The sequence below is a fragment of the Daejeonella sp. genome, assembly GCF_049655485.1.
In the GTDB taxonomy this organism is placed as follows: domain Bacteria; phylum Bacteroidota; class Bacteroidia; order Sphingobacteriales; family Sphingobacteriaceae; genus Daejeonella.
In genome coordinates this window covers 1-20,184 of sequence record NZ_JBASJU010000390.1, presented here as the reverse complement: position 1 = coordinate 20,184, position 20,184 = coordinate 1, and the positions used below count along the sequence as shown (strand labels likewise).

21 protein-coding genes are annotated in these 20,184 nt (G+C 40.6%); 10 read left to right on the top strand and 11 right to left on the bottom strand.

The genetic code is table 11. From position 1 onward, the window contains the following. The coding region (locus WBJ10_RS16005) for a zinc ribbon domain-containing protein YjdM (protein WP_424292091.1) at positions 1 to 277 on the bottom strand (277 nt) is incomplete at its 3' end. Positions 278 to 836: 559 nt separating this feature from the next. On the opposite strand from WBJ10_RS16005, the gene WBJ10_RS16000 reads away from it, so the two are divergent. After that, the gene (locus WBJ10_RS16000; protein ID WP_424292089.1) at positions 837 to 1,172 is read left to right on the top strand and encodes a single-stranded DNA-binding protein; all 336 of its coding nucleotides are present in this window, start codon (positions 837 to 839) and stop codon (positions 1,170 to 1,172) included. A 130-nt stretch (positions 1,173 to 1,302) separates the two neighbouring features. On the opposite strand, the gene WBJ10_RS15995 is transcribed toward WBJ10_RS16000, so the two are convergent. The 3 genes from WBJ10_RS15995 to WBJ10_RS15985 are packed head-to-tail and all read right to left on the bottom strand — an operon-like array spanning position 1,303 to position 4,264. Continuing rightward, on the bottom strand, positions 1,303 to 1,776 hold the full coding sequence (locus WBJ10_RS15995) for a GerMN domain-containing protein (RefSeq protein ID WP_424292087.1): 474 nt from the start codon (positions 1,774 to 1,776) through the stop codon (positions 1,303 to 1,305). 3 nt (positions 1,777 to 1,779) lie between these two features. Then, on the bottom strand, positions 1,780 to 2,484 hold the full coding sequence (locus WBJ10_RS15990) for an SDR family oxidoreductase (protein ID WP_424292085.1): 705 nt from the start codon (positions 2,482 to 2,484) through the stop codon (positions 1,780 to 1,782). 4 nt (positions 2,485 to 2,488) lie between these two features. Beyond that, complete coding sequence (locus WBJ10_RS15985; protein WP_424292083.1) at positions 2,489 to 4,264, bottom strand: aromatic amino acid hydroxylase; 1,776 nt, start codon at positions 4,262 to 4,264, stop codon at positions 2,489 to 2,491. A gap of 122 nt (positions 4,265 to 4,386) precedes the next feature. Between WBJ10_RS15985 and WBJ10_RS15980 the strand changes: the two genes are divergently transcribed. Further along, positions 4,387 to 5,346 carry an NAD-dependent epimerase/dehydratase family protein gene (locus tag WBJ10_RS15980; protein WP_424292081.1) on the top strand — a complete coding sequence of 320 codons (960 nt, stop codon included), beginning with the start codon at positions 4,387 to 4,389 and terminating at the stop codon, positions 5,344 to 5,346. A 37-nt stretch (positions 5,347 to 5,383) separates the two neighbouring features. On the opposite strand, the gene WBJ10_RS15975 is transcribed toward WBJ10_RS15980, so the two are convergent. The 6 genes from WBJ10_RS15975 to WBJ10_RS15950 all read right to left on the bottom strand — a co-directional run bounded on the left by WBJ10_RS15975 (position 5,384) and on the right by WBJ10_RS15950 (position 12,484). Continuing rightward, positions 5,384 to 6,265 (bottom strand): lysylphosphatidylglycerol synthase transmembrane domain-containing protein, encoded by an 882-nt coding sequence (locus tag WBJ10_RS15975; RefSeq protein WP_424292079.1) that lies wholly within the window; start codon positions 6,263 to 6,265, stop codon positions 5,384 to 5,386. After that, on the bottom strand, positions 6,234 to 7,190 hold the full coding sequence (locus WBJ10_RS15970) for a glycosyltransferase family 2 protein (RefSeq protein WP_424292077.1): 957 nt from the start codon (positions 7,188 to 7,190) through the stop codon (positions 6,234 to 6,236). Before WBJ10_RS15970 ends, WBJ10_RS15975 begins: the two co-directional genes overlap by 32 nt. Further along, the gene (locus tag WBJ10_RS15965; RefSeq protein WP_424292075.1) at positions 7,187 to 8,782 is read right to left on the bottom strand and encodes an ArnT family glycosyltransferase; all 1,596 of its coding nucleotides are present in this window, start codon (positions 8,780 to 8,782) and stop codon (positions 7,187 to 7,189) included. The genes WBJ10_RS15970 and WBJ10_RS15965 overlap by 4 nt, the downstream gene beginning before the upstream one ends. Before the next feature lie 79 nt (positions 8,783 to 8,861). Further along, positions 8,862 to 9,671, bottom strand: a complete 810-nt coding sequence (locus tag WBJ10_RS15960; protein WP_424292074.1) for a murein L,D-transpeptidase catalytic domain family protein — start codon at positions 9,669 to 9,671, stop codon at positions 8,862 to 8,864. 148 nt (positions 9,672 to 9,819) lie between these two features. After that, positions 9,820 to 10,821, bottom strand: coding sequence for an NAD-dependent epimerase/dehydratase family protein (locus tag WBJ10_RS15955; protein ID WP_424292072.1), 1,002 nt, complete (start codon positions 10,819 to 10,821; stop codon positions 9,820 to 9,822). Between the two features lie 202 nt (positions 10,822 to 11,023). Beyond that, complete coding sequence (locus WBJ10_RS15950; protein WP_424292070.1) at positions 11,024 to 12,484, bottom strand: glycine--tRNA ligase; 1,461 nt, start codon at positions 12,482 to 12,484, stop codon at positions 11,024 to 11,026. A 166-nt stretch (positions 12,485 to 12,650) separates the two neighbouring features. Here WBJ10_RS15950 and WBJ10_RS15945 point away from each other — a divergent pair, with 166 nt between their 5' ends. The 6 genes from WBJ10_RS15945 to WBJ10_RS15920 all read left to right on the top strand — a co-directional run bounded on the left by WBJ10_RS15945 (position 12,651) and on the right by WBJ10_RS15920 (position 18,511). Next, positions 12,651 to 13,367, top strand: coding sequence for an ATP-binding cassette domain-containing protein (locus tag WBJ10_RS15945; RefSeq protein WP_424292068.1), 717 nt, complete (start codon positions 12,651 to 12,653; stop codon positions 13,365 to 13,367). A gap of 6 nt (positions 13,368 to 13,373) precedes the next feature. Next, complete coding sequence (gldF, locus tag WBJ10_RS15940) at positions 13,374 to 14,102, top strand: gliding motility-associated ABC transporter permease subunit GldF (RefSeq protein ID WP_424292066.1); 729 nt, start codon at positions 13,374 to 13,376, stop codon at positions 14,100 to 14,102. Continuing rightward, positions 14,096 to 15,781 (top strand): gliding motility-associated ABC transporter substrate-binding protein GldG, encoded by a 1,686-nt coding sequence (gene gldG, locus WBJ10_RS15935; protein WP_424292064.1) that lies wholly within the window; start codon positions 14,096 to 14,098, stop codon positions 15,779 to 15,781. Before gldF ends, gldG begins: the two co-directional genes overlap by 7 nt. A gap of 110 nt (positions 15,782 to 15,891) precedes the next feature. After that, positions 15,892 to 17,016: a DNA polymerase III subunit beta gene (gene dnaN, locus WBJ10_RS15930; protein WP_424292062.1), complete on the top strand. Its 1,125-nt coding sequence runs from the start codon at positions 15,892 to 15,894 to the stop codon at positions 17,014 to 17,016. 142 nt (positions 17,017 to 17,158) lie between these two features. Continuing rightward, positions 17,159 to 17,812, top strand: coding sequence for a DedA family protein (locus tag WBJ10_RS15925; protein WP_424292060.1), 654 nt, complete (start codon positions 17,159 to 17,161; stop codon positions 17,810 to 17,812). Positions 17,813 to 17,854: 42 nt separating this feature from the next. Beyond that, on the top strand, positions 17,855 to 18,511 hold the full coding sequence (locus WBJ10_RS15920) for a VTT domain-containing protein (RefSeq protein ID WP_424292058.1): 657 nt from the start codon (positions 17,855 to 17,857) through the stop codon (positions 18,509 to 18,511). On the opposite strand, the gene WBJ10_RS15915 is transcribed toward WBJ10_RS15920, so the two are convergent. After that, entirely contained in the window at positions 18,508 to 19,443 is a 936-nt protein-coding gene (locus WBJ10_RS15915) for a zinc dependent phospholipase C family protein (protein WP_424292056.1), read from the bottom strand. The genes WBJ10_RS15920 and WBJ10_RS15915 overlap by 4 nt on opposite strands. An 82-nt stretch (positions 19,444 to 19,525) precedes the next feature. Here WBJ10_RS15915 and WBJ10_RS15910 point away from each other — a divergent pair, with 82 nt between their 5' ends. Further along, on the top strand, positions 19,526 to 19,660 hold the full coding sequence (locus tag WBJ10_RS15910) for a DUF1287 domain-containing protein (protein WP_424292093.1): 135 nt from the start codon (positions 19,526 to 19,528) through the stop codon (positions 19,658 to 19,660). 113 nt (positions 19,661 to 19,773) lie between these two features. Next, positions 19,774 to 20,028 (top strand): 30S ribosomal protein S20, encoded by a 255-nt coding sequence (gene rpsT / locus WBJ10_RS15905; RefSeq protein WP_424292054.1) that lies wholly within the window; start codon positions 19,774 to 19,776, stop codon positions 20,026 to 20,028. Positions 20,029 to 20,184 lie beyond the last annotated feature (156 nt).

The following is a 20,184-nucleotide window of genomic DNA, read 5'->3' as shown; positions in this document are numbered from 1 at the left end:
TATTATGGTCTCCATCGACAAGGCGAATATTTTTTACTTTAGTTCCGGCTTTTAACGGTTTTGGAGCGCCTTTTACCGGAAGATCCTTTATTATGATCACCGAATCGCCGTCTTTTAACTCGTTTCCATTAGAGTCAATTATTTTAATTGTGCTTTCGTCTTTTTTGCTCTCTTCAGTAGGTTTCCATTCATGAAAGCATTGAGAACAAACTATCATGTTCCGTTCAGGATAGGTAAATTCTGAATGGCATTTGGGGCATCGGCTGTTATCACTCATCTGTTTTTTGACCCAAAGATATTAAAACCTTCGCCCTGTTTCTAAAGCTGCCGGTCTTTCACGAGTAAAAATATGTCTCCCTCCAATCTTATATAACCATAGTCATAACAAAAATAACAGGTGTTTCCATTCTTGTTATTATAGAGATGGGTGTGGTAATTTATATTAAAACCATAACACAACAAATCTTCTTTTTTTAATCTGATCTTATTACGAACGCAAAGCTTGGTCAAAATGGAATGATTTTTCCGGAGAATTGCGTTCACCGGTCTAAGGGTGGATAATGACGCTGATCTGAGGCCATTGTTATAATGGCTTCGGCATTGATCGTCGCAGAATTTTTTGTCTGACCTGCCCCTTAAAAGCGATCCGCAGTCTAAACATTCTCGTTCCATAATTTAAAATAGATTGCTGAATTTACCAGAATGCGTGTGAAAACGAGTATAAGCGTGTATATCCGATTATTCTCCGGTTAATTTTTTTAGTTCATCTCATCTTTGGTGTGTCACTGCCCGAAGGCCGGTCGGTGTTCGTCAAGAATTATTTAAATTTTAACATCATGAGTAATTTAAGAAACAGCGTCCGCCTGATGGGGTTTTTAGGCACGGAACCTGAGGTAAAAGTAGTCGGAGAGAAAAAGAAGTTGGCTAAAATGGCCATCGCAACAAACGATTCGTACAAGAACGATAAAGGCGAAAAGGTGGAAGAAACACAATGGCACAATTTAATTATGTGGGACGGACTCGCAACCATCGCTGAAAAGTATCTTCACAAGGGTTCGGAAGTTAGCGTTGAAGGGAAGCTAACGAGCCATTCCTATACTGATAAGGAAGGTGTCAAAAAGTATTTCACCGAGATTGTGGTGAATGACTTACTCATGCTTGGTAAAAAGTAGGGGTAGATTTAAATGGGAGGGCAGGAGCACGGGCTCCTGTCCTTTTTTGATAAAGAATATGGTTTGAATTTGGAGGACCTTATTACACTGATCCCCAAGTCTTTAGAGTCCGATTGTCTTCCTTGTTTTTCTAGAACTGAAACTTCGATCGGGTATAAACACCCGGACGAGCATGATCGCCTTCTTTAAAGCTAAAATCTACTGACTCAATACCCTCCAGTTCAGTCAGTGAGTAGGTAGCTTCTGCCAGATAAGCCCGGGCTCCATCGCTTCCAGACCGCTGGGTTAAATAGGTCGCGTCCGAGATATTTACAAAGGCCGTATTGCTTTCCAACTTCACCAGTGAAAGCTTGATTTCAGGGTACTTAATATTTATGGCATCGACAATATCTGCCGGCTGCAAATTGGTCATATCGGCTGCAGGCTCTCTATTGATCTCCATAGCATGGGTGCTTTCATTGAACTGTACACTCCAGGGAAGAACGAGGGTCTTGCCTTGATCCAAAGACTCTGCTGTCTCAGCGACTGCAGCTGTTTTGGTAGGTTCACTTTGACAAGCAACTGCGAAAATAATGGCAGGGATTAAATATTTAAATATTTTCATGATTTAAGGGGTGTTACGGGCCACAGGAATAATTTTCCCATTAAAGAATTTGTGGCCTGTGAGAGCAAAATCGGCAATATACTTACCCATTTCAAAAGCCAAAACGGGCGATTGATAGTCTGGAAAAGCTTTTTCAAGCATTTCTGTTTGAGCCGAACCAAGTGCCAGACAATTCACGCTAATTTCCTTTTCCGCAAGTTCGACCGCCAGGCATTCAGTTAAAACATGTAATGCAGCTTTGCTCGCAGAATACGCCGCAAGCCCGGGAAATTTTTCACTTCCCTGAAATCCGCCCATGCTTCCAATGTTAACAATATGGCTTTTCGGGGACATAAGCGGGACTATATTCTGAATCATTTTTAAATGCCCAAGAAGGTTGTTTTGGAGCATTTCTGCAAAATCCAATTGTGAAATTTGCATAAACGGCTTGTTTATTAACGACCCCGCATTGTTGATCAAAACATCCACTGTCCCCATTCTTTCTTTTATAAAAGGTATAAGCCCTGTTTCGTAATCATCGTGTACAATATCAAATTTTGCACTGTAAAGGTTACAGTCCGGATTTAAAGCAAGTGCAATTTCCTGCAATTTCCTTAGTTTATCTTCCGAACGGGCTAGTGCAACAATTCTATTTGAATTACTTCCTATTAGTTCCAGGACCGATTCAAATCCTACTCCACTGCTAGCACCTGTAATTACAATGTTCATTAGTTCAATTAGTTAACTGGTTTACCGGGTTTTTAATCAGATAAAATCCGTCATGTATTAACTTGGTTAATGCAGGTTCATTGGAAGCCTTCATTTCAAGGTATATCCTTATATCCCTTGAAGTGTCACTGTAAAGTTCTTCATGCTCCATAATTTCCAAAATTTCCATAGAGCAAAGCCAGTCCTCTCTGTAGTCATTTTGGATTTTTTCCCATACATTCAATAATTGGTCGTAGGCCGAATGATTCTCTCGTATATCACGCACTTTACGGAAAAGTTCATGGTATTCTTTTATTTCCGCATTATATTCCGGATGATATGTAGTCGTTTTAGAAACGGGTGCTGTTTCTTCGAAGGAATCTTTATCTGCGGCTCCGCAAAACACCGATACGATTTTTTCACCCACAGCCATATCATATGTTCCCCATGAAGGATCAAATAGTATTTCCTTGCGGTCATTCGTTACTGTACAATCGGTAAAACTGATCAGAAGTACTTTGCCATCTCTTTTTTCTATCGATTTTACTTTTCCCGTAACGGTTATTCCACTGGTAAAATCTAAAGTTGCAGTTTGTTTCGGTATGATACCTAACGTAACAAGTTCATCATTTGAAGCTTGTTCGAGTGGAAGAATGAAATCTTTTAACCGCCCGACTGGGGACGAAAAGCCATCAACGTGATAGAGTTTACTATGCCCATCCAGTTGTTTTTCGCCATATGACAAGGCACTTGGGCCGCTGGTTTTTATAAATTGAAGGTCATCGTTACTTGCCATTCCAACATCAGTAAATACGCCGCTCACCTGAAGGCCGGAACTGTAAACTGCTGTGCAAATGTTTTTACATTCGATAGCTTTCAATATACTTTCTGAACCGCCGCGACGAAAAGCCATGGTGTCTGCAAACTGCTCCAATACTGTTATCAGGTTTTGAAAATCAGGCGTTACAAAAAGCTGGGGTTGGGTTTTCGTGATGTCAAAAGGGTAATTAATCGCCTCCAGGGTGTACCAATTTTTGGTAACTGACGGACTCATACAGCTGGCACTTTCTCCAATCGAAGAAAGAAGCCCGGCGCCATATATTTTTGGTTCTTCCAGTGTTCCAATTAATCCGTATTCAACTGTCCACCAGTGTAAGCGGCTCAACAATGCCATCTCTGATGGATCACCTAGATTTTTCTGACAGAAATCTACCCTTTTTTCTGCTTTACGCAGTACAGCTGGATCGGCATCATGCATTTCCTTAAGTATTGACAGTTCGCGAATAGCTTCATACAGTTCAAAATCCTTGGACGAAAACATAGCTTTTGCACCAATTGATCCAAAATAACTTAGATATTCATGATAATCTTTATCGGCAATAATAGGGGCATGGCCTGCCGACTCGTGAATGATATCCGGTGCTGGCGTGTATTCGATATGATGGAGCTGACGGATATCTGCTGCAATTACCAGGACCCTGTAGGATTGATATTCCATGAAGGCAGAGGGTGGGATAAACCCATCGACCGTTACAGCTCCCCAACCAATTTTCTCCAGGGCATTATTCATTTCCTGTAAATCAGGAATTTTTTCAATTGTCAGCCCGGCAGCCTCCAGGCCTGGAATGTATGGATAGTAGGCTATGTCCTTAAGGTAGCTATAATTCTGGCGCATAACGTAGCGCCAAACAGCATGATCTACCGGTGTATAGTGTTTGTAGTGCTGCTCGACAATGAATTGCCGCAGGTGTTTTGGAAGCCCTTTTACCTGTGGATTATTAAAATCATTAAAACTCGACATGGTGTCTGATTTAAAAATATTTAAAATATAAAGTTACGGATTTATTCGTGCTCTTGTTTTTGATTAACGCCATTTTACTACTAAAACGTGTATATTTTTGTACTTTTACCGCCATTGTTATTATGAAAAAGCGAATACTCATTACGGGAGCTGCAGGATTTATTGGAAGTAACTTGATCGGCAGTTTGTTACGGGATGGGCGCTATTACGTTATTGGTCTGGACAATTTTGATGCCTTTTATCCTCGTGCTGATAAAGAAGAAAATATACTTTGTTTTGCGGGTAATGATAACTTCCGTTTTTACGAAGGTGATATCAGGAATATGTCTGATCTCGATGCACTTGGTGACATTGATGTAATTGTACATCTGGCAGCTAAGGCCGGAGTTAGGCCGAGTATCAAAGATCCAGTTATTTGTCAGGAAGTAAATGTAGGGGGGACTCAGAACCTTTTAGAATTTGCGAAGAAGAGAAATATTTCACAGTTCGTGTTCGCATCTTCCAGTAGTGTTTATGGAATCAATCAAAACGTTCCATGGTCTGAAGAAGATAAGCTTCTGCCTATAAGTCCCTATGCATCTACAAAACTTTCATGTGAGATGCTTGGACACGTTTATAGCCATCTGTATGGAATCCGCTTTTTAGCACTACGTTTTTTTACAGTATATGGCCCGGGCCAGAGACCTGACCTTGCAATTCATAAGTTTTTTAAATCCATCATCAATGGCCAGCCGATCCCGGTTTTCGGAGATGGGTCTACCAGCAGGGATTATACCTACGTGGATGACATCGTCAGTGGTATCGAGGCTGCCATATCTTATGAAGCATCTATTTTCGAAATAATAAATTTAGGCAATCACCAAACCGTAATGCTTAGCGAACTTATTGATGCAATAGAAGAGTCCTGTGGAAAAAAAGCGGTTATTGACCGATTGCCAGAACAACCCGGCGATGTGCCCCAGACATTCGCCGATATACAGAAAGCGAAAAAACTGCTCAACTACCATCCTTCCACGGATTTAAAGACTGGCCTTGAAAGTTTCTACTCCTGGTATCTCAAAACACGCGACGTTCAAAATTAAAATACCTTAAATAACCTAAAGGTTGCTTATATGACGATCATCGCAGTTCGATTTTCTTTTTCCTTAACTGCTTTGGGTAGAATACGAAGTAAATCCCGCTCAGGGATAAAATAGCTGAAATACAATAAAACAGGAGGCTTATGATAACCGCCAAATGCTGATCCATTTGAAAAAATTGAGCACCATATACGAATACCAGTTCCCTTGCGCCCAAGCCCCCCACAGTAAACGGGAAGATGGCAACTAATGATGAAATCAGGAACATGAAAAGATACGGTGCGAATTTTCCTTCGTGATTTAAAGCGTATAATAAGATTATTACCGAGACAAGCTGCATTGATTGCACCAGAAGTGCCTTACCATGTGTTAGTAAAAAATTGTGGCTATAATCGGAAAAATAGTGCCGCATGACGAAATAGTACACTATACTTCCTGTAATCACGGTCGTAATTGGGATCCAGTTTGGGATACCCAGGTATGGGATGAAAATAGTTAGGGTCGAGATTATTAAACCCAATGCCCAGAGACCACTTAAACGGTCAAAAAATATTGCCTGAAAAAGTTTCCTGCCTTTAATTGAAAACTTCTTCCTTAATAAAAAGATTTTATATCCATCACCGCCTATACCACCGGGCAGAAATAGGTTATAAAACATCCCTAAGAGGTAGATCTTGAAATTGTAGATTTCGGAGATATTTAAGCCAATGCCTTTAAAGAAGGTATTGAGCCGGGAGGCGGAGATGATCTGGGAAATTAGAAAAGCGATAAAGGCAAAAAACAGGAAAAGAGGGTTCGACTCACTAAAAGCATCTTTCAGATCATTCAATTCAACTTTTCGGGATACCAGATAGAGTGATAATCCTGTAATTGAAATCTTTAACAGAAGCTTAGCTATGTTCCAGCTTTTCGTTTTGTCCATTAAAAATTCTTCTAACCTGATAAGTTTTTCTATTTGTTCCTTCGAAATAAGTCCTGACGTTGATTTCAGCTAATATCCCGAAAGTAATAAGCTGTATTCCTGCAATTAAAAGTATGAGACCCAGTATCAATATTGGTTTTCCCCAGATATCCTGACCCATTAATTTAAGAATCAGTAGATAGACATTAATCAAAATTCCTATGCCGAATGAAATAAAACCCATCGTCCCGAACAAATGCATGGGTTTTTGGATATATTTTCTGAAAAACACCATGGTGACCAGGTCGGCCATTACCTTAAATGTACGACCCAGGCCATATTTCGAAGTACCATGGATACGGGCATGATGTTTAACATCTACCTGTGTAATGCTTGCACCCTGAAGTTTAGCTAAAACAGGGATAAACCGGTGAAGCTCACCATAAATTCCCAGATCCTCAGCTATCTCACGTTTGAATATCTTTAAAGTGCAACCATAGTCTTTAATGTATACACCAGTCATCCGTCTGATTATGGCGTTGGCGATTTTTGAGGGCACTTTTCTTAGAAACATCCCATCCTTGCGATTAGCTCTGTTTCCAGCCACCACATCCCAATCTTCATCCTTTAGCTTTTGGAGCATAGATGGGATATCTGAAGGATCATTTTGGAGATCTCCATCGATTAGCGCAATATATTTTCCACTGGCATGATCTATACCAGCGGTCATAGCTGTACTTTGACCGTAGTTTTTACGAAGTTCAACCAGGCTGTTTCGGTTATCAGCATGCTTTCGGATCTCTTTTTGTGTACCGTCCGAAGAACCGTCATCTACAAAGATCACTTCATAGTCGATAGTACTTAAAGCACTTCGTATTTCCGCCAACAGCGGCTCAATATTATCACGCTCATTAAGAACAGTGATCACAACTGAGAGTTCTCTCATCTTACGTGGTAAAGTTTTAGGTCCTGATATTTTCTTATCAAATGAGCGTTCGGGTCGTTTAAATCCCGGTCAAAGGTAAAATAATAACCTGGCTTAGCCGAATCCTCAGTGAATTTCACCTTCTCCATACGAGTCCTTTCGATGTAAAAAATTAACCGGTCGTGGAAGGGTATATGTGACTCAGGAGGATGGTATTGGTAAAAGAAAAAAGGCTGCCCCTTAGTGATGGTGCCCATTTCGATCGCTGCTTGTTTAAATTGATTTTCTGTTTTGTGATAAGCGCGATGCGGAAGTACAAAGAAGCTGAAGGCCAGTCGTACAGTTATTAAGAAAGCTAGAAATCCCCATAGTTTTTGAGTTTGGGAGCGATATATAAATAGGGTAGACAATGCGGAAAGGACAAAGACTAGTATGACTTTTATTTCCAGATAAGGAACGTATGAGGAAAGGCTAAAAAACAAAGCAGTTGGCCCAACAAGACTTACGATTATGGCCAGAATGAGTATAAATCGTTCAAATACCTTATTTATTTTGGGAAGCTTGTCCCGATAACTATAATATGCATGGCTCCAGATTATAAAGAGCAATGGGTAAAGCATAAGAAGGTATCTTGGCCGGGTTTGAGGAGACAGCCAATAAACCCATATGTTTGCCAGCAATATAATCGCCAGGTATTTCAGAAAGGGATTGTTTATGATCCCGGGAATAAAATACTTATGAAAGCAGAACAGTAAGAGCAAGCTTGCCGGAAAGAGGTGGCCGATATGCTCGAAAGGAAAAAGCAGCATGTATTGAGCTGTAGCCAGAATGCCGAACTCTGTTGCAGTTCGTTTACTGCTTTGATCCCATATTGTACTCAGGTAGCCTTCCAGATTTGGGTTGTACTTGTAATAATTTAAGAAATAAGCACTTATCAATAGCAGGCAGAACATCCCGCTAAGGATATGCTGCCAGCTAAATAATTTCGCAATGTTCTTTGTATATGCGAGCAAAGCTAAAAGAGTGAACCCCTGAAAAACTATTGACGGAAGGCCCTTAGCCAGAAAGGTCAGTGCTGTAATCAGATAGGAAACGAAGAAAAGCCAGAACCATCTCTTTTTCTCGTAGAAGAAATAGATGAACATAAACGACCCGAAAGTTAGCCAGGAATAAAAAATATCGATATGACCCAGCATGGAATCATATATAAGCATTCTTCCGTTAACCAGAAAAAGTATTGCACTGACCAGAGCGATGCGTTTGTCTTTTATAAAATAACTAACAGAATAAAAAATAGTTATGGCAAACAAAAACATTGGAATTAAGGCAGGAAGACGAGTAACGAATTCTGAATAGCTACCAGTTACCAGATAAAATCCAGCTAGTATCCAATTGTAAAGGGGAGGTTTGTTATAATAGTATTCGCCCCCGATTGTTGGTACAGCATAGTTTCCCGACAGGATCATTTCGAGAGCTACATTCGCTCGCGTAGGCTCGTCTGCGAATAAAGGCAAAAGGCCCAGATTAATAAAAAAGGCCGGAAGTGCATACAGGAGAAGAAGGAAAAATGCCTTTTCAGGATACAGGGTGAGGAACTTCTCGAGTTTTTGCATATGAACTATGCAAAGATATAAAAAGCAAAAGAGAGATATGACTATTCATATCTCTCTTTGCATAAAGTCTACTTAAGAGCTAGATGCTCGCCTGAACTGTTTTTCCTGAGTTAAGGAAATTTGAAACTGCAACTTCCTGATCAAGATAATTTGAGCTATAATTTGTAGCCGGGCCATTGATGAATAATAAGGTCTGGCCTTTAATAGTATTGATAATTGTTTTAGTCAAATCAACAGGAAGAGCTGGGCAACCGTGACTTCTACCAAGGCGGCCGGTTTTGTTAACGAACGCCTGGCTCACGTATTCAGCTCCGTGAACTACCACGGCACGGTCCCTTGCATTTGTATTAAATCCTTTGTCCATACCTTCAAGTTTCATCGACAAACCATGTTTTCCAAAATACGTCTCACTTGTGATATAAAATCCAAGACTGCTCTGATGTGAATTTTCAGTATTTGAAAAGTTAGTGGCCATATCACCACCACTACCTTGTCCGTGTGCAACTAATGTATGAAACAAAAGTTTATTACTAGCAAGATCGACTATCCATAAACGCTTTTGTGAACTTTTGCGATTAAAATCAATGATAGTCACTATTTGACGTTCCGGAGAAACCAAATTAGTTTTCTTAAGATTAAAGTAACCTACTAAAGCTTTTCTATATACAGCTGAATCCAGTCCGCTCTCAGCAAGATTAGTTTCGTTGTATGATGATTCAACATATTGGTCGAATAACTGTGTATTAGAATAACTTGGGGTAATTTTTACAGATGCTGAATCAGAAGGTGCATCGAAAACTTCTAATTGAGTTTTTTTTGCTGATACCCAGCTAATTGCGGGTAGTATACTGATGGCAAGTAATGCGCCAAACGCATAAACGGTGTTCATTTTCATATTTTACTCAGTTATTGTTTCTTAAACGTAACAGTTTATAAGATTATTATCGAGAGCTAGAGTATGATTTTTTTCTATAGTATTCCTTTTTTGTATAATCAAATATACAAATTTTGGATCGAGGGATTGTCACAGAAGAGTACTATACGCTAACGCTCCAGGGGGCGTCTGCAAGGCGTTTTCGATAGCTTGTTGAGTTTCCAAAGCTGTCGACCCAGCTCGCAATCTCAGTATATGAATTGTAGAAGTTCTTAGAAGGATTGTATTTTAACACTTCCTTTATTCTTGAGATATCCAGGACAGAATGGTCTCCAACAGGTTGTAGGACTGGTCTGCTACTATTACTGCTTTTAATTGGGTAAGAGTTAAGAAACGAAAACAATTTCATTAATGAGGCTGGCAATGTAACAGGGATTAACTTTCTCTTTTCGACTGCAGACGTACAATCCACAGCCAATTGTCTCAAGAAGTAGGGCTTTTCATCTGTTATATTGAATATCTGAAATTGGGGAGTGTTTGCTTGTTTTATGTAGAGTTCTATTGCATATCCAATATTGTCGACGTGCGTGAGCGAACTTTGGGTGTGATACTTGAAGGGGCAAAATAGAAAATTGCCTTTTACAAGACTTAATAACCGGGGCAGGAGTATCGGGTCGCCCATACCATAGATTGCTCTCGGCCTTAGAATAAGCCGTTTTTGGTGAGCTGGTATCTCTAATTCTACGATATCCTCTGCAAGTAGTTTAGTTTCCCCATAATCACTTAAGTCCGACTGAATACAAGCTTCGTCTTCAGTGACCGGATGATCGCTGAATTGGTAGACAGATGATGAAGAAATGTGAACGAAGAACGCGCAATTTCTTGCTGCTTCAACTACGTTTAAAGTGCCTTCGACGTTTCTTAAAATTAAACTTTTGTAAGTGTCATTGTCGGATGATAAAGCTGCCGCATGAATACATACATCAGCATAAATTTCATCTATGGTTCCTGTGATATCCGCAGAGATATACCTGGCGATTTTTAAGAGGTTCTGACTGGGATTTTTTTGATTGCCGAGAGCAATAATCTCATGTCCTTTCTTGTAAAAATATCTGCAGAGGGCCGCTCCAACAAATCCATTTGCACCCGTGATTGCTATCTTCATTATCGTGTTTCTTCGTTCTAAAAAGATCAGGTATGATATGAACAGATTGGAGTTTAACCAGGGAAATTCCCATCGCTTTCAATAATAGTACACTCAAGAAAATAGAATGTTTTAAATAAGAAAGGATAGTGCCTTTGAGAATTGCATACAACCAAAAAACGCCACCTTGTTAGAGTGGCGCTTCGCTATTGTTTCATTAATATTATTTCAATAGATTCTTCCAGCTGACCAGGTTGCCGATTATTTGATCAAGCGCTTCAGCTCCCACGCGTTCTTGTTCCATACTATCACGGTGCCTTATGGTAACTGTATTGTCCTCGAGGGTTTGGTGGTCAATGGTAATACAAAATGGAGTGCCGATAGCATCCTGCCTGCGATAGCGTTTTCCAATTGAATCCTTCTCATCATATTGCAGATTGAAATCCAGTTTTAGAGCATCCATTATCTCGCGGGCTTTTTCGGGAAGTCCGTCTTTCTTTGTAAGAGGCAGAATTGCTGCTTTCACCGGTGCAAGGCAAGGGTGGAGGCGTAGGACTGTCCGGGAGTCTTGTTTTTCTTCAGTACTCAGGTCTTGTTCTTCATAAGCATTGCACAAAGTGAGTAAAAACATTCTATCCAGGCCTATCGATGTTTCGATAACATACGGGACATAGTTCTTATTTTCTACTGTGTCGAAATATTGCAGTTTCTTACCAGAGAACTTCTCGTGCTGGCTCAGATCGAAGTCTGTACGGCTGTGTATACCTTCTACTTCTTTGAACCCAAACGGGAATTCGAATTCTATATCGACCGCTGCATTAGCATAGTGTGCCAGTTTTACATGATCGTGAAAGCGATATTTTTCAGGAGCAGTACCTACAGCAAGATGCCATTTCAGCCGCGCTTCTTTCCAGTGTTTATACCACTCCATTTCTGTTCCTGGTTTGACAAAGAATTGCATCTCCATTTGTTCAAACTCCCTCATACGCATGATGAACTGGCGGGCTATAACCTCATTTCTAAATGCTTTACCAATTTGCGCAATTCCAAACGGTATACGCATCCTGCCTGATTTCTGAACGTTAAGAAAGTTTACAAAAATACCCTGGGCTGTTTCAGGCCTTAGGTACACCTGATCTGAATCTTCTGCCATGGCCCCCATCTGAGTAGAAAACATCAGATTGAATTGACGCACATCAGTCCAGTTCCTGGTACCAGAAACCGGGCAAACTATTTCATGCTCTTCGATCAGAGCCTTTAATGCAGGAAGGTCATCTGCAGACAAGGCCGTTTCCATGTCAGATTGCAGCTTATTTGCCTTATCGGTTTTGCCGTCTTTTTCATAACGGGCAATTTTATCTTCAATTAAATTATCGGCACGATACCGTTTCTTGGAATCTTTGTTGTCGATCATCGGATCCGCAAAACCATCGACATGTCCGCTGGCTTTCCAAATCTTCGGATGCATGAAAATTGCAGAATCCAATCCCACAATGTTTTCATTTAGCTGGACCATGCTTTTCCACCAATAGGTTTTGATGTTGTTCTTTAGTTCAGCTCCCAGCTGTCCGTAATCATATACTGCACTTAATCCGTCATAAATTTCACTCGAAGGGAATACGAAACCGTATTCCTTAGTGTGCGATATAACGTTTTTAAAAAGTTCGTCGTTGTTTTTGCTCATAACGTGACAAAGATAGTAACGAGATGTGAGATATGAGATACGAGATGTTAGAATCGAGAGCGAGAAACGGGATATGAGGTTACATAGGATAAAGTAACTATACTTTGACTTTAAAAATTCTCATATCTCATATCTCATATCTCACATCTATATTTAACTTTGAACCATGAGCATCTCGGTAACGAATCTTTCTAAGGATTATGGCCAGCAACGGGCAGTGAATGAGATTTCGTTTGAAGCTGCCCCGGGGAAGGTTCTTGGATTTCTAGGACCTAATGGAGCGGGTAAGTCGACAACAATGAAGATCCTTACCTGTTTTATACCCCAATCGGCAGGCAGTGCAACGGTGTGTGGTTACGATGTGAATGAAGCTCCTGTTGAAGTGCGGAAAAACATTGGTTATCTCCCTGAGCATAACCCTCTTTACCTGGAAATGTATGTAAAAGAGGCTCTTGAATTTATTTGCGATATCCACCAGGTACCAAACAGAAAAGAGCGTATCGACGAGGTGATTGCACTTACCGGCCTTGGAGATGAACAATTTAAAAAGATCGGTGCCTTATCTAAGGGCTACCGGCAACGTGTGGGTTTAGCTCAGGCGATCCTGCCTGACCCGAAAGTATTGATATTGGATGAACCTACTTCAGGATTGGATCCGAATCAGGTAGTAGGCATCCGCAACCTAATTAAGGAACTGGGAAAAACTAAGACGGTTATCCTTTCAACTCATATCATGCAGGAAGTTGAAGCGGTTTGTGATCAGGTTATCATTATCAATAAAGGACAGATCGTGGCAGATGGGGAATTAAGCGAATTGAGAAAAACTTATCCAGGAAAAAGCCTCGAAGAGATATTTATAGGATTAACGAATGACAAAGGTTAGAACAACGTGTTAGCTATACTATTTAAAGAAATATCAGGTTTTTTCAGCTCCTTAGTAGCGTATATTACCATCGCTGCTTTCCTCATTGTTACCGGGCTTTTCCTGTGGGTGTTTCCCGAATCCAGCATACTGGAGTATGGATATGCCGGTTTAGATAGCTTTTTCAATATATCACCCTATATTTTCATGTTCCTAATCCCGGCTATTACTATGCGTTCGATTGCCGAAGAAAGAAAGGACGGAACCTTTGAACTCCTTGCCACACGGCCCATTACAGACTGGGATATTGTCTTAGGGAAGTTTCTGGCTTCAATTACAATTGTCGTCCTCGCTTTGATCCCTACATTGATTTACTATTTAACAGTTTACCAGCTGGGAGTAGTTAAAGGGAATGTAGATACGGGTGCTGTTATCGGATCCTATATCGGTTTACTTTTGTTAGGATCAGCGTTCGTAAGCTTAGGCCTCTTTGCATCTTCCTTAGGAAAAAACCAGGTCATTGCATTTACTATAGCCGTGTTTCTTTGCTTTCTGTTTTTTAACGGCTTTGACTCCTTCAGCCAAATTGTTTCGCTGCGCGGCATTAGCAGTTTCCTTACGGGATTGGGAATCAATCAGCACTATCAATCGATTAGCAGGGGAGTATTGGACACACGTGACTTGATCTACTTCCTGAGTTTTTGCGCTGTGTTTCTTTTGTTAACTAAAACAGTATTAGGAGGTCGAAAATGGTAGGGCAGAAGAAAAAGGACCTGGTATATCTCATTACATTTTTGGTGATTATTATCGTTGTTAATGTGATCTCATCGCAATTATTTACCCGTTTCGATTTTACCAGCGAAAAGAGATATACACTTTCTCCAATCACTAAAAATATTTTAAGCAATCTGGATGATAGGGTGCAGGTGACTGTTTATCTTGAAGGGGATGATTTTCCAGCTGGATTTAAGCGTTTAAGAAGTTCAACGTTCGATGTATTGACTGATTTTGAAGCATACTCCGGGAATAAACTGGACTTTGATTTCGTAAATCCGATGGATGGTGGCGATGAAGCCCAGCAGGCAAACTATCAGATGCTCATTGAAAAAGGTATCGAACCAACGAATCTGAATGTGACCACCGAAGGCGGAAATTCGCAGAAGATTATTTTCCCGGCAGCATTGGTTACCTACAAGGGCGTGCAGATCCCGGTTAAATTATTGCAAACTCAAACCGGAGTAGATCCGCAGGAGGTTTTAAATAACTCCATTCAGAATTTGGAGTATGCCTTTGCCAGTACTATAAAGAAAGTAACTTCAGGAGGACGTCAACGAATAGGCTTCACTGAAGGTCATGGAGAACTAACCGACCTTCAGTTGAGCGATGCAATGAATACACTGGCTGACTGGTCGGAAGTGGGACGGGTGGATATTGCCACCATACCTTTCGAAGGCTTGGATAAATTACAATTGCTGATTATTGCAAAACCAGAGAAGGAGTTTACCGAAGCCGAAAAGTACAAGATCGATTATTTTGTGATGAGAGGCGGCCGTGTATTATGGTCTATCGATCAGGTAAGTGCCGAACTAGATAGTTTGCGAGGTGCGGGCGAGCAGCTAGCATTCGCAAAAAAGCTTAATCTTGATGACATGTTATTTCGGTATGGAGCGCGGATTAATTACGACCTGATTGCCGATCTCAATAGTGCAAAGATACCTTTGAACGTGGGCACTGTTGCCGGCCAGCCTCAGATCCAGCTTTTACCATGGTTGTTCTACCCTATATTCATCCCAGTTTCCACACATCCCCTGGTTAAAAACCTTGACGGGATACGTTCTGAATTTCCATCAACGATCGATCTCATCGATATTAATGGGGTGAAGGGGGAGGTTATTCTATCTTCTTCACCATATAACAGAAAAATTGAGGTACCAACGATGCTTTCGCTGCAAATGGTTGAACAGACACCCGATCCGAAGTTGTTTCAGGATTCAGTAAAGATCGCCGGTTTGCTGCTGGAAGGAGAGTTTCCTTCGGTATTTAAGAACAGGCCAGTCCCGGCAGGAATTACTCCACCCTCTAGCTTGCCAGAGAAAAGCAAGACTGGTAAAATGATTATCCTTTCTGATGGAGATATTTTCAAGAATCAGGTCAATGCTTCCGATGGTTCTCATTACCCATTAGGTTTCGACCGTTATACCAAAGAACAGTTTGCAAATAAAAGTTTCCTTTTAAACGCAGCGGACTACCTGCTTGACGATTCAGGTATTATTGGATTGCGTAATAAAGAGATAAAATTGAGGCTATTGGATAAAGCTAAAATAAGCATGGAAAAGACGTTCTGGCAAGCATTAAATCTGGGCCTGCCTTTAATAATGTTGATAGCCTGCGGTATTTTTCAACATTACTTCCGTATTAGGAAGTATGCTCGTTAAATTGTATATTTTTACGGAGTATTTTTGATTAATCTACCTGATTATTCTCTAATGCTAACCATTAGGAAAACCAAAAAGCTTTATTATCATTGCTTTCAGACATATTGAATATGAGATTTATAGTTTCTACATCTACCTTATTAAAGCAGCTGCTTGCTGTTAATGGCGCATCGAGCAGCAGCACCGTCCTGCCAATTCTCGAGAACTTTTTATTTGAGATCAAAGATGGGACACTGACAGTTTCTGCTACTGACCTTCAGACGAGCATGACAACCTCACTGGCTGTAGAATCAAAAGAGGATGGCAAAGTGGCAATCCCTTCAAAGATTTTATTGGAAACACTGAAGACACTACCTGATCAGCCCATTTCATTTTCCGTAGACGACAAAACTTTCTCAATTGAGATCAGTGCCGGCGATGGTAAATACAAGCTAAGCGGTGAAAATGGAGAAGATTTCCCTAAAATTCCTGTAGTTGAAAATGGCTCGTCAGTAGAAATGCCGGCATCAGTACTTGCAGAGGCAATCAATAAAACGCTATTTGCAGTAAGCGGCGATGAACTCCGCCCGGCTATGACAGGTGTTTACTGTCAGCTGAGCCCTGAGCACATCACTTTTGTTGCTACCGATGCTCATAAATTGGTAAGGTACCGCAGGCTTGATACTAAATCTGACTCTGCAACTACATTTATCTTGCCTAAGAAAGCGCTGACTTTGCTTAAGTCGTCGCTTCCGTCAGATGAAGTGCACGTTGCCATTGAATACAATAACACCAGCGCGTTTTTCAGATTCGGTAACATCAACTTGATTTGCCGCCTTATTGACGAAAGATATCCTGATTACGAGGCAGTTATTCCTAAGGATAACCCGAATAAACTTATAATTGATCGTGCCCTTTTCCTGAATTGCCTTCGACGTGTCGTAATCTTTGCTAATAAGACAACCCACCAGGTTAGACTAAAAATCACGGGCAGCGAATTGAATATTTCATCTGAGGATATTGATTTCGCTAATGAAGCGCATGAGCGCCTGACTTGCCAGTATGAAGGTGAAGATATGGAGATTGGCTTTAACGCCAAGTTCTTGATTGAGATGCTTAATAACCTGGGAGGTGAAGAAGTGCTTTTGGAAATGAGTACTCCCAACCGTGCTGGATTATTGATGCCTCAAACACACGATGATCAGGAAGATGTGCTGATGCTGGTGATGCCGGTTATGTTAAACACATATGCCTGATAGCTTTCTTTAACAGCGTCAGAATTCTAATTCCTTTATTTGTGCTGTTTTTTCGTACGAATTAATATAATTCATTTGCAATAAAACAGAAAACTCAGGTCTTTTAGCCTGAGTTTTCTATTTTTGTAAAAAATCACGCCTTTTGGAACTTATACAGCAGCTACTCGATTTTATACTCCATATCGACAAGCATTTAATTGAAATTGTACAGGACTATCAGACCTGGACTTACCTGATTCTTTTCTTCATCATCTTTGCTGAGACAGGGCTAGTAGTAACACCCTTTCTTCCGGGAGACTCACTGCTGTTTGCTGCCGGTGCGATAATAGCCAAACCTGAGAGCGGGCTCAATATTTTCCTGATGTGCTTTCTGCTTATTATTGCGGCAATATTGGGAGACCTTGTTAATTACCACGTCGGTAATTATATTGGCCCTAAAGCGTTCAGTGGTAAATATAAATGGCTTAAGGCTAGTTATCTGGAGAAGACCCAGCAGTTCTATCTAAAGCACGGGGGGAAAACCATTATTTATGCCCGGTTTATCCCGATTGTACGAACATTTGCACCATTTGTAGCTGGTATTGGTACAATGAGTTACGCCCGCTTTGCTTCTTACAATGTGGTCGGTGCGGTAGTCTGGGTGGTTTCGTTTCTATTCATTGGATACTTCTTCGGCGGCTTGCCCGTTATTAAGGATAATTTCACCTATGTTATTTTCGGAATTATCATACTCTCAATACTTCCTCCTGTTATAGAACTGATTCGTGGAAGCCGCAAAAAGCCTTCAGAGCTTTAGAATAGCTATTCTCATTACCATTTAATTCAATTACAAACACCATTGGAACTTATAACGCAATTTTTTGATTTCATTCTTCACATTGATCAATACCTCGTCAAGTTAGTTAGTGATTACCAAACCTGGACCTACCTTATTATCTTTCTGATCATCTTTGCAGAAACCGGTTTCGTGGTAACACCGTTTCTTCCGGGAGATTCTCTACTTTTTGCTGTAGGTGCTCTTATTGCAAAAGGGGATACTGGACTTGATATTTATATCATGGGCGCTTTGTTAATAGCAGGAGCTATTATGGGAAATACCGTCAACTATTTCCTTGGTAATTATTTCGGCGAAACAGTCTTTAAGCCGGGGAACCGGGTGCTCAAATTAGAATACTATCATAAAACTCAGAGTTACTTTGAGAAGAAGGGTGGCAGTATGCTGGTTATAAGCCGCTTTATGCCCATTTTTCGAACAATAGCCCCTTTCGTGGCGGGAATAGGAAAAATGAACTTTGGTTTGTTCACCTATTATAATGTGGTAGGCGGGATCTTCTGGATCGTTAGTTTTCTGGGTATAGGATTCATATTTGGAAACATTCCTTTTATAAAAGACAACTTTACTTACGTGATGCTGGTGATCATAGTAGTAACTATTCTGCCAGCCGTGTTCGCTGCAATTAAAGCACGCCGAACGATGACCGAAGGAGATGTTTAATTTTCGGTTCGCCCGATGATCTTTCCTTTTGCAAAAGATTGCTGCTCATTTTCTTCTTTCAGTTTTTCCTTAGTATCGGGTTCAATTTTTAATAGATCCCGTAGGTCTGGCTGACCAGCATCCACCCATGCAGAGTACCAGAAGCTGCCTGTTTTAATAATCGAGGATCTCATTTGTGCTTCAACCATTCCATTCATTCGTTCGTGATAGGCTCTTGCATATGTTTCGGAATATTGCCGCTCAATACGTCCGTTACGCTGGCTGTACGTGTATTTTTTATCTGAAGGATAATTCCGGCTTAAATCCGCTTCGATGAGTAAGACAGAATCTTTGTGGGTTTGGGCCTTTTTTACTATTGCCCAGGCTTCTTTCAAAGGATTAGAAATATATTGAGCCCTGCCGACCAGAAAGTCATATTCATTGTGGAACAACTCCGGAAGACGGCTTTCCCAGAAACCATGGATTCCTATCTGACCTGTCAGTTGTCCATTATAGTTCTCCGTAGTATGTAAGGGGACATGCGCATCCGAAATGTAGTGCCCTAAATCAGCCGAAATCTTTAGGATCCGTAAAGAATCCCGCGCCTGGAAAGCTTTAATTAAAGAGTAATAAGTCCGTTCAATTTGCCAGGGAACTATTCCGTTTTCATTCAGTACATTCTCTCCATACTTTTCCACTGCATCTTTCCACCTTTGCGGGATGCTATCAAAAGGGGCGCTGCCATATCTGTCGGCATCAATAAAATGTTTCGGTGCTTCGGCAGTATCAGCATATCTGCGCTTGTCGGGATCCACTGCATGTCCTTCTATAAAAGTGATATTATTCTTATAAAAACGAATCATTTCGGAAGGAAGTGTAAAAACTGCCAGCCTATTTATTTTCTGATGCGCAAAGAATCCCCAGAAGGTAAAGTTGAAAATTAGAGTTATCATGAATAATAGCCGCATACCTAAAGTTACTTAAGCTTTATTATTTACTATCGATATGTATGGAATTTCGAGTTAACGGTCTCACATCGGTGTAGTTGTTAACCGGAAATCTGCAGACGGTAAGGGATTTCTCGTCGTTCACAATATCGGTGCCGGGCAGGTTTTAGAAGATTGTTTATTTCGCTACCGGATCATTGGTCATTATAGCTTTAAAAGGTAAATCGTTCTGAATTAAGCCATAAATTGAATATTTTTAAATAGAGTTTTTTATTTAAAATAAACATCCTATATTTGCAGTCCTTAAAAGAAGGACGGAACAAACAAGCTTAACAAATGGCAAATCATAAATCATCGATAAAGAGAATAAGATCAAACGCAGCTAAGCGTTTACGTAATCGCTACCAGGCGAAAACTACCAGAAGTGCTATCAAAAGATTGCGTACAACTACTGAAAAATCAGAAGCAACTCCGCTTTTGAGTAAGGTGATCTCTATGCTTGATCGTTTGGCTAAAAAGAACATCATCCACAAGAATAAAGCTTCCAACAATAAATCGAAACTGACGAAGTTCGTTAACGGTTTAAAATAATAGCTTATATAATGACCTTTAACTAAGGGGTTCCGAGCATATCGGTACCCCTTTGTTGTTTTTATGCTATTCCGCTTAAATTTATTTTATGCGGACATACGACGAGAAAATTACCATCAAACACTGGGCGGAGGAAGACCGCCCCCGGGAGAAACT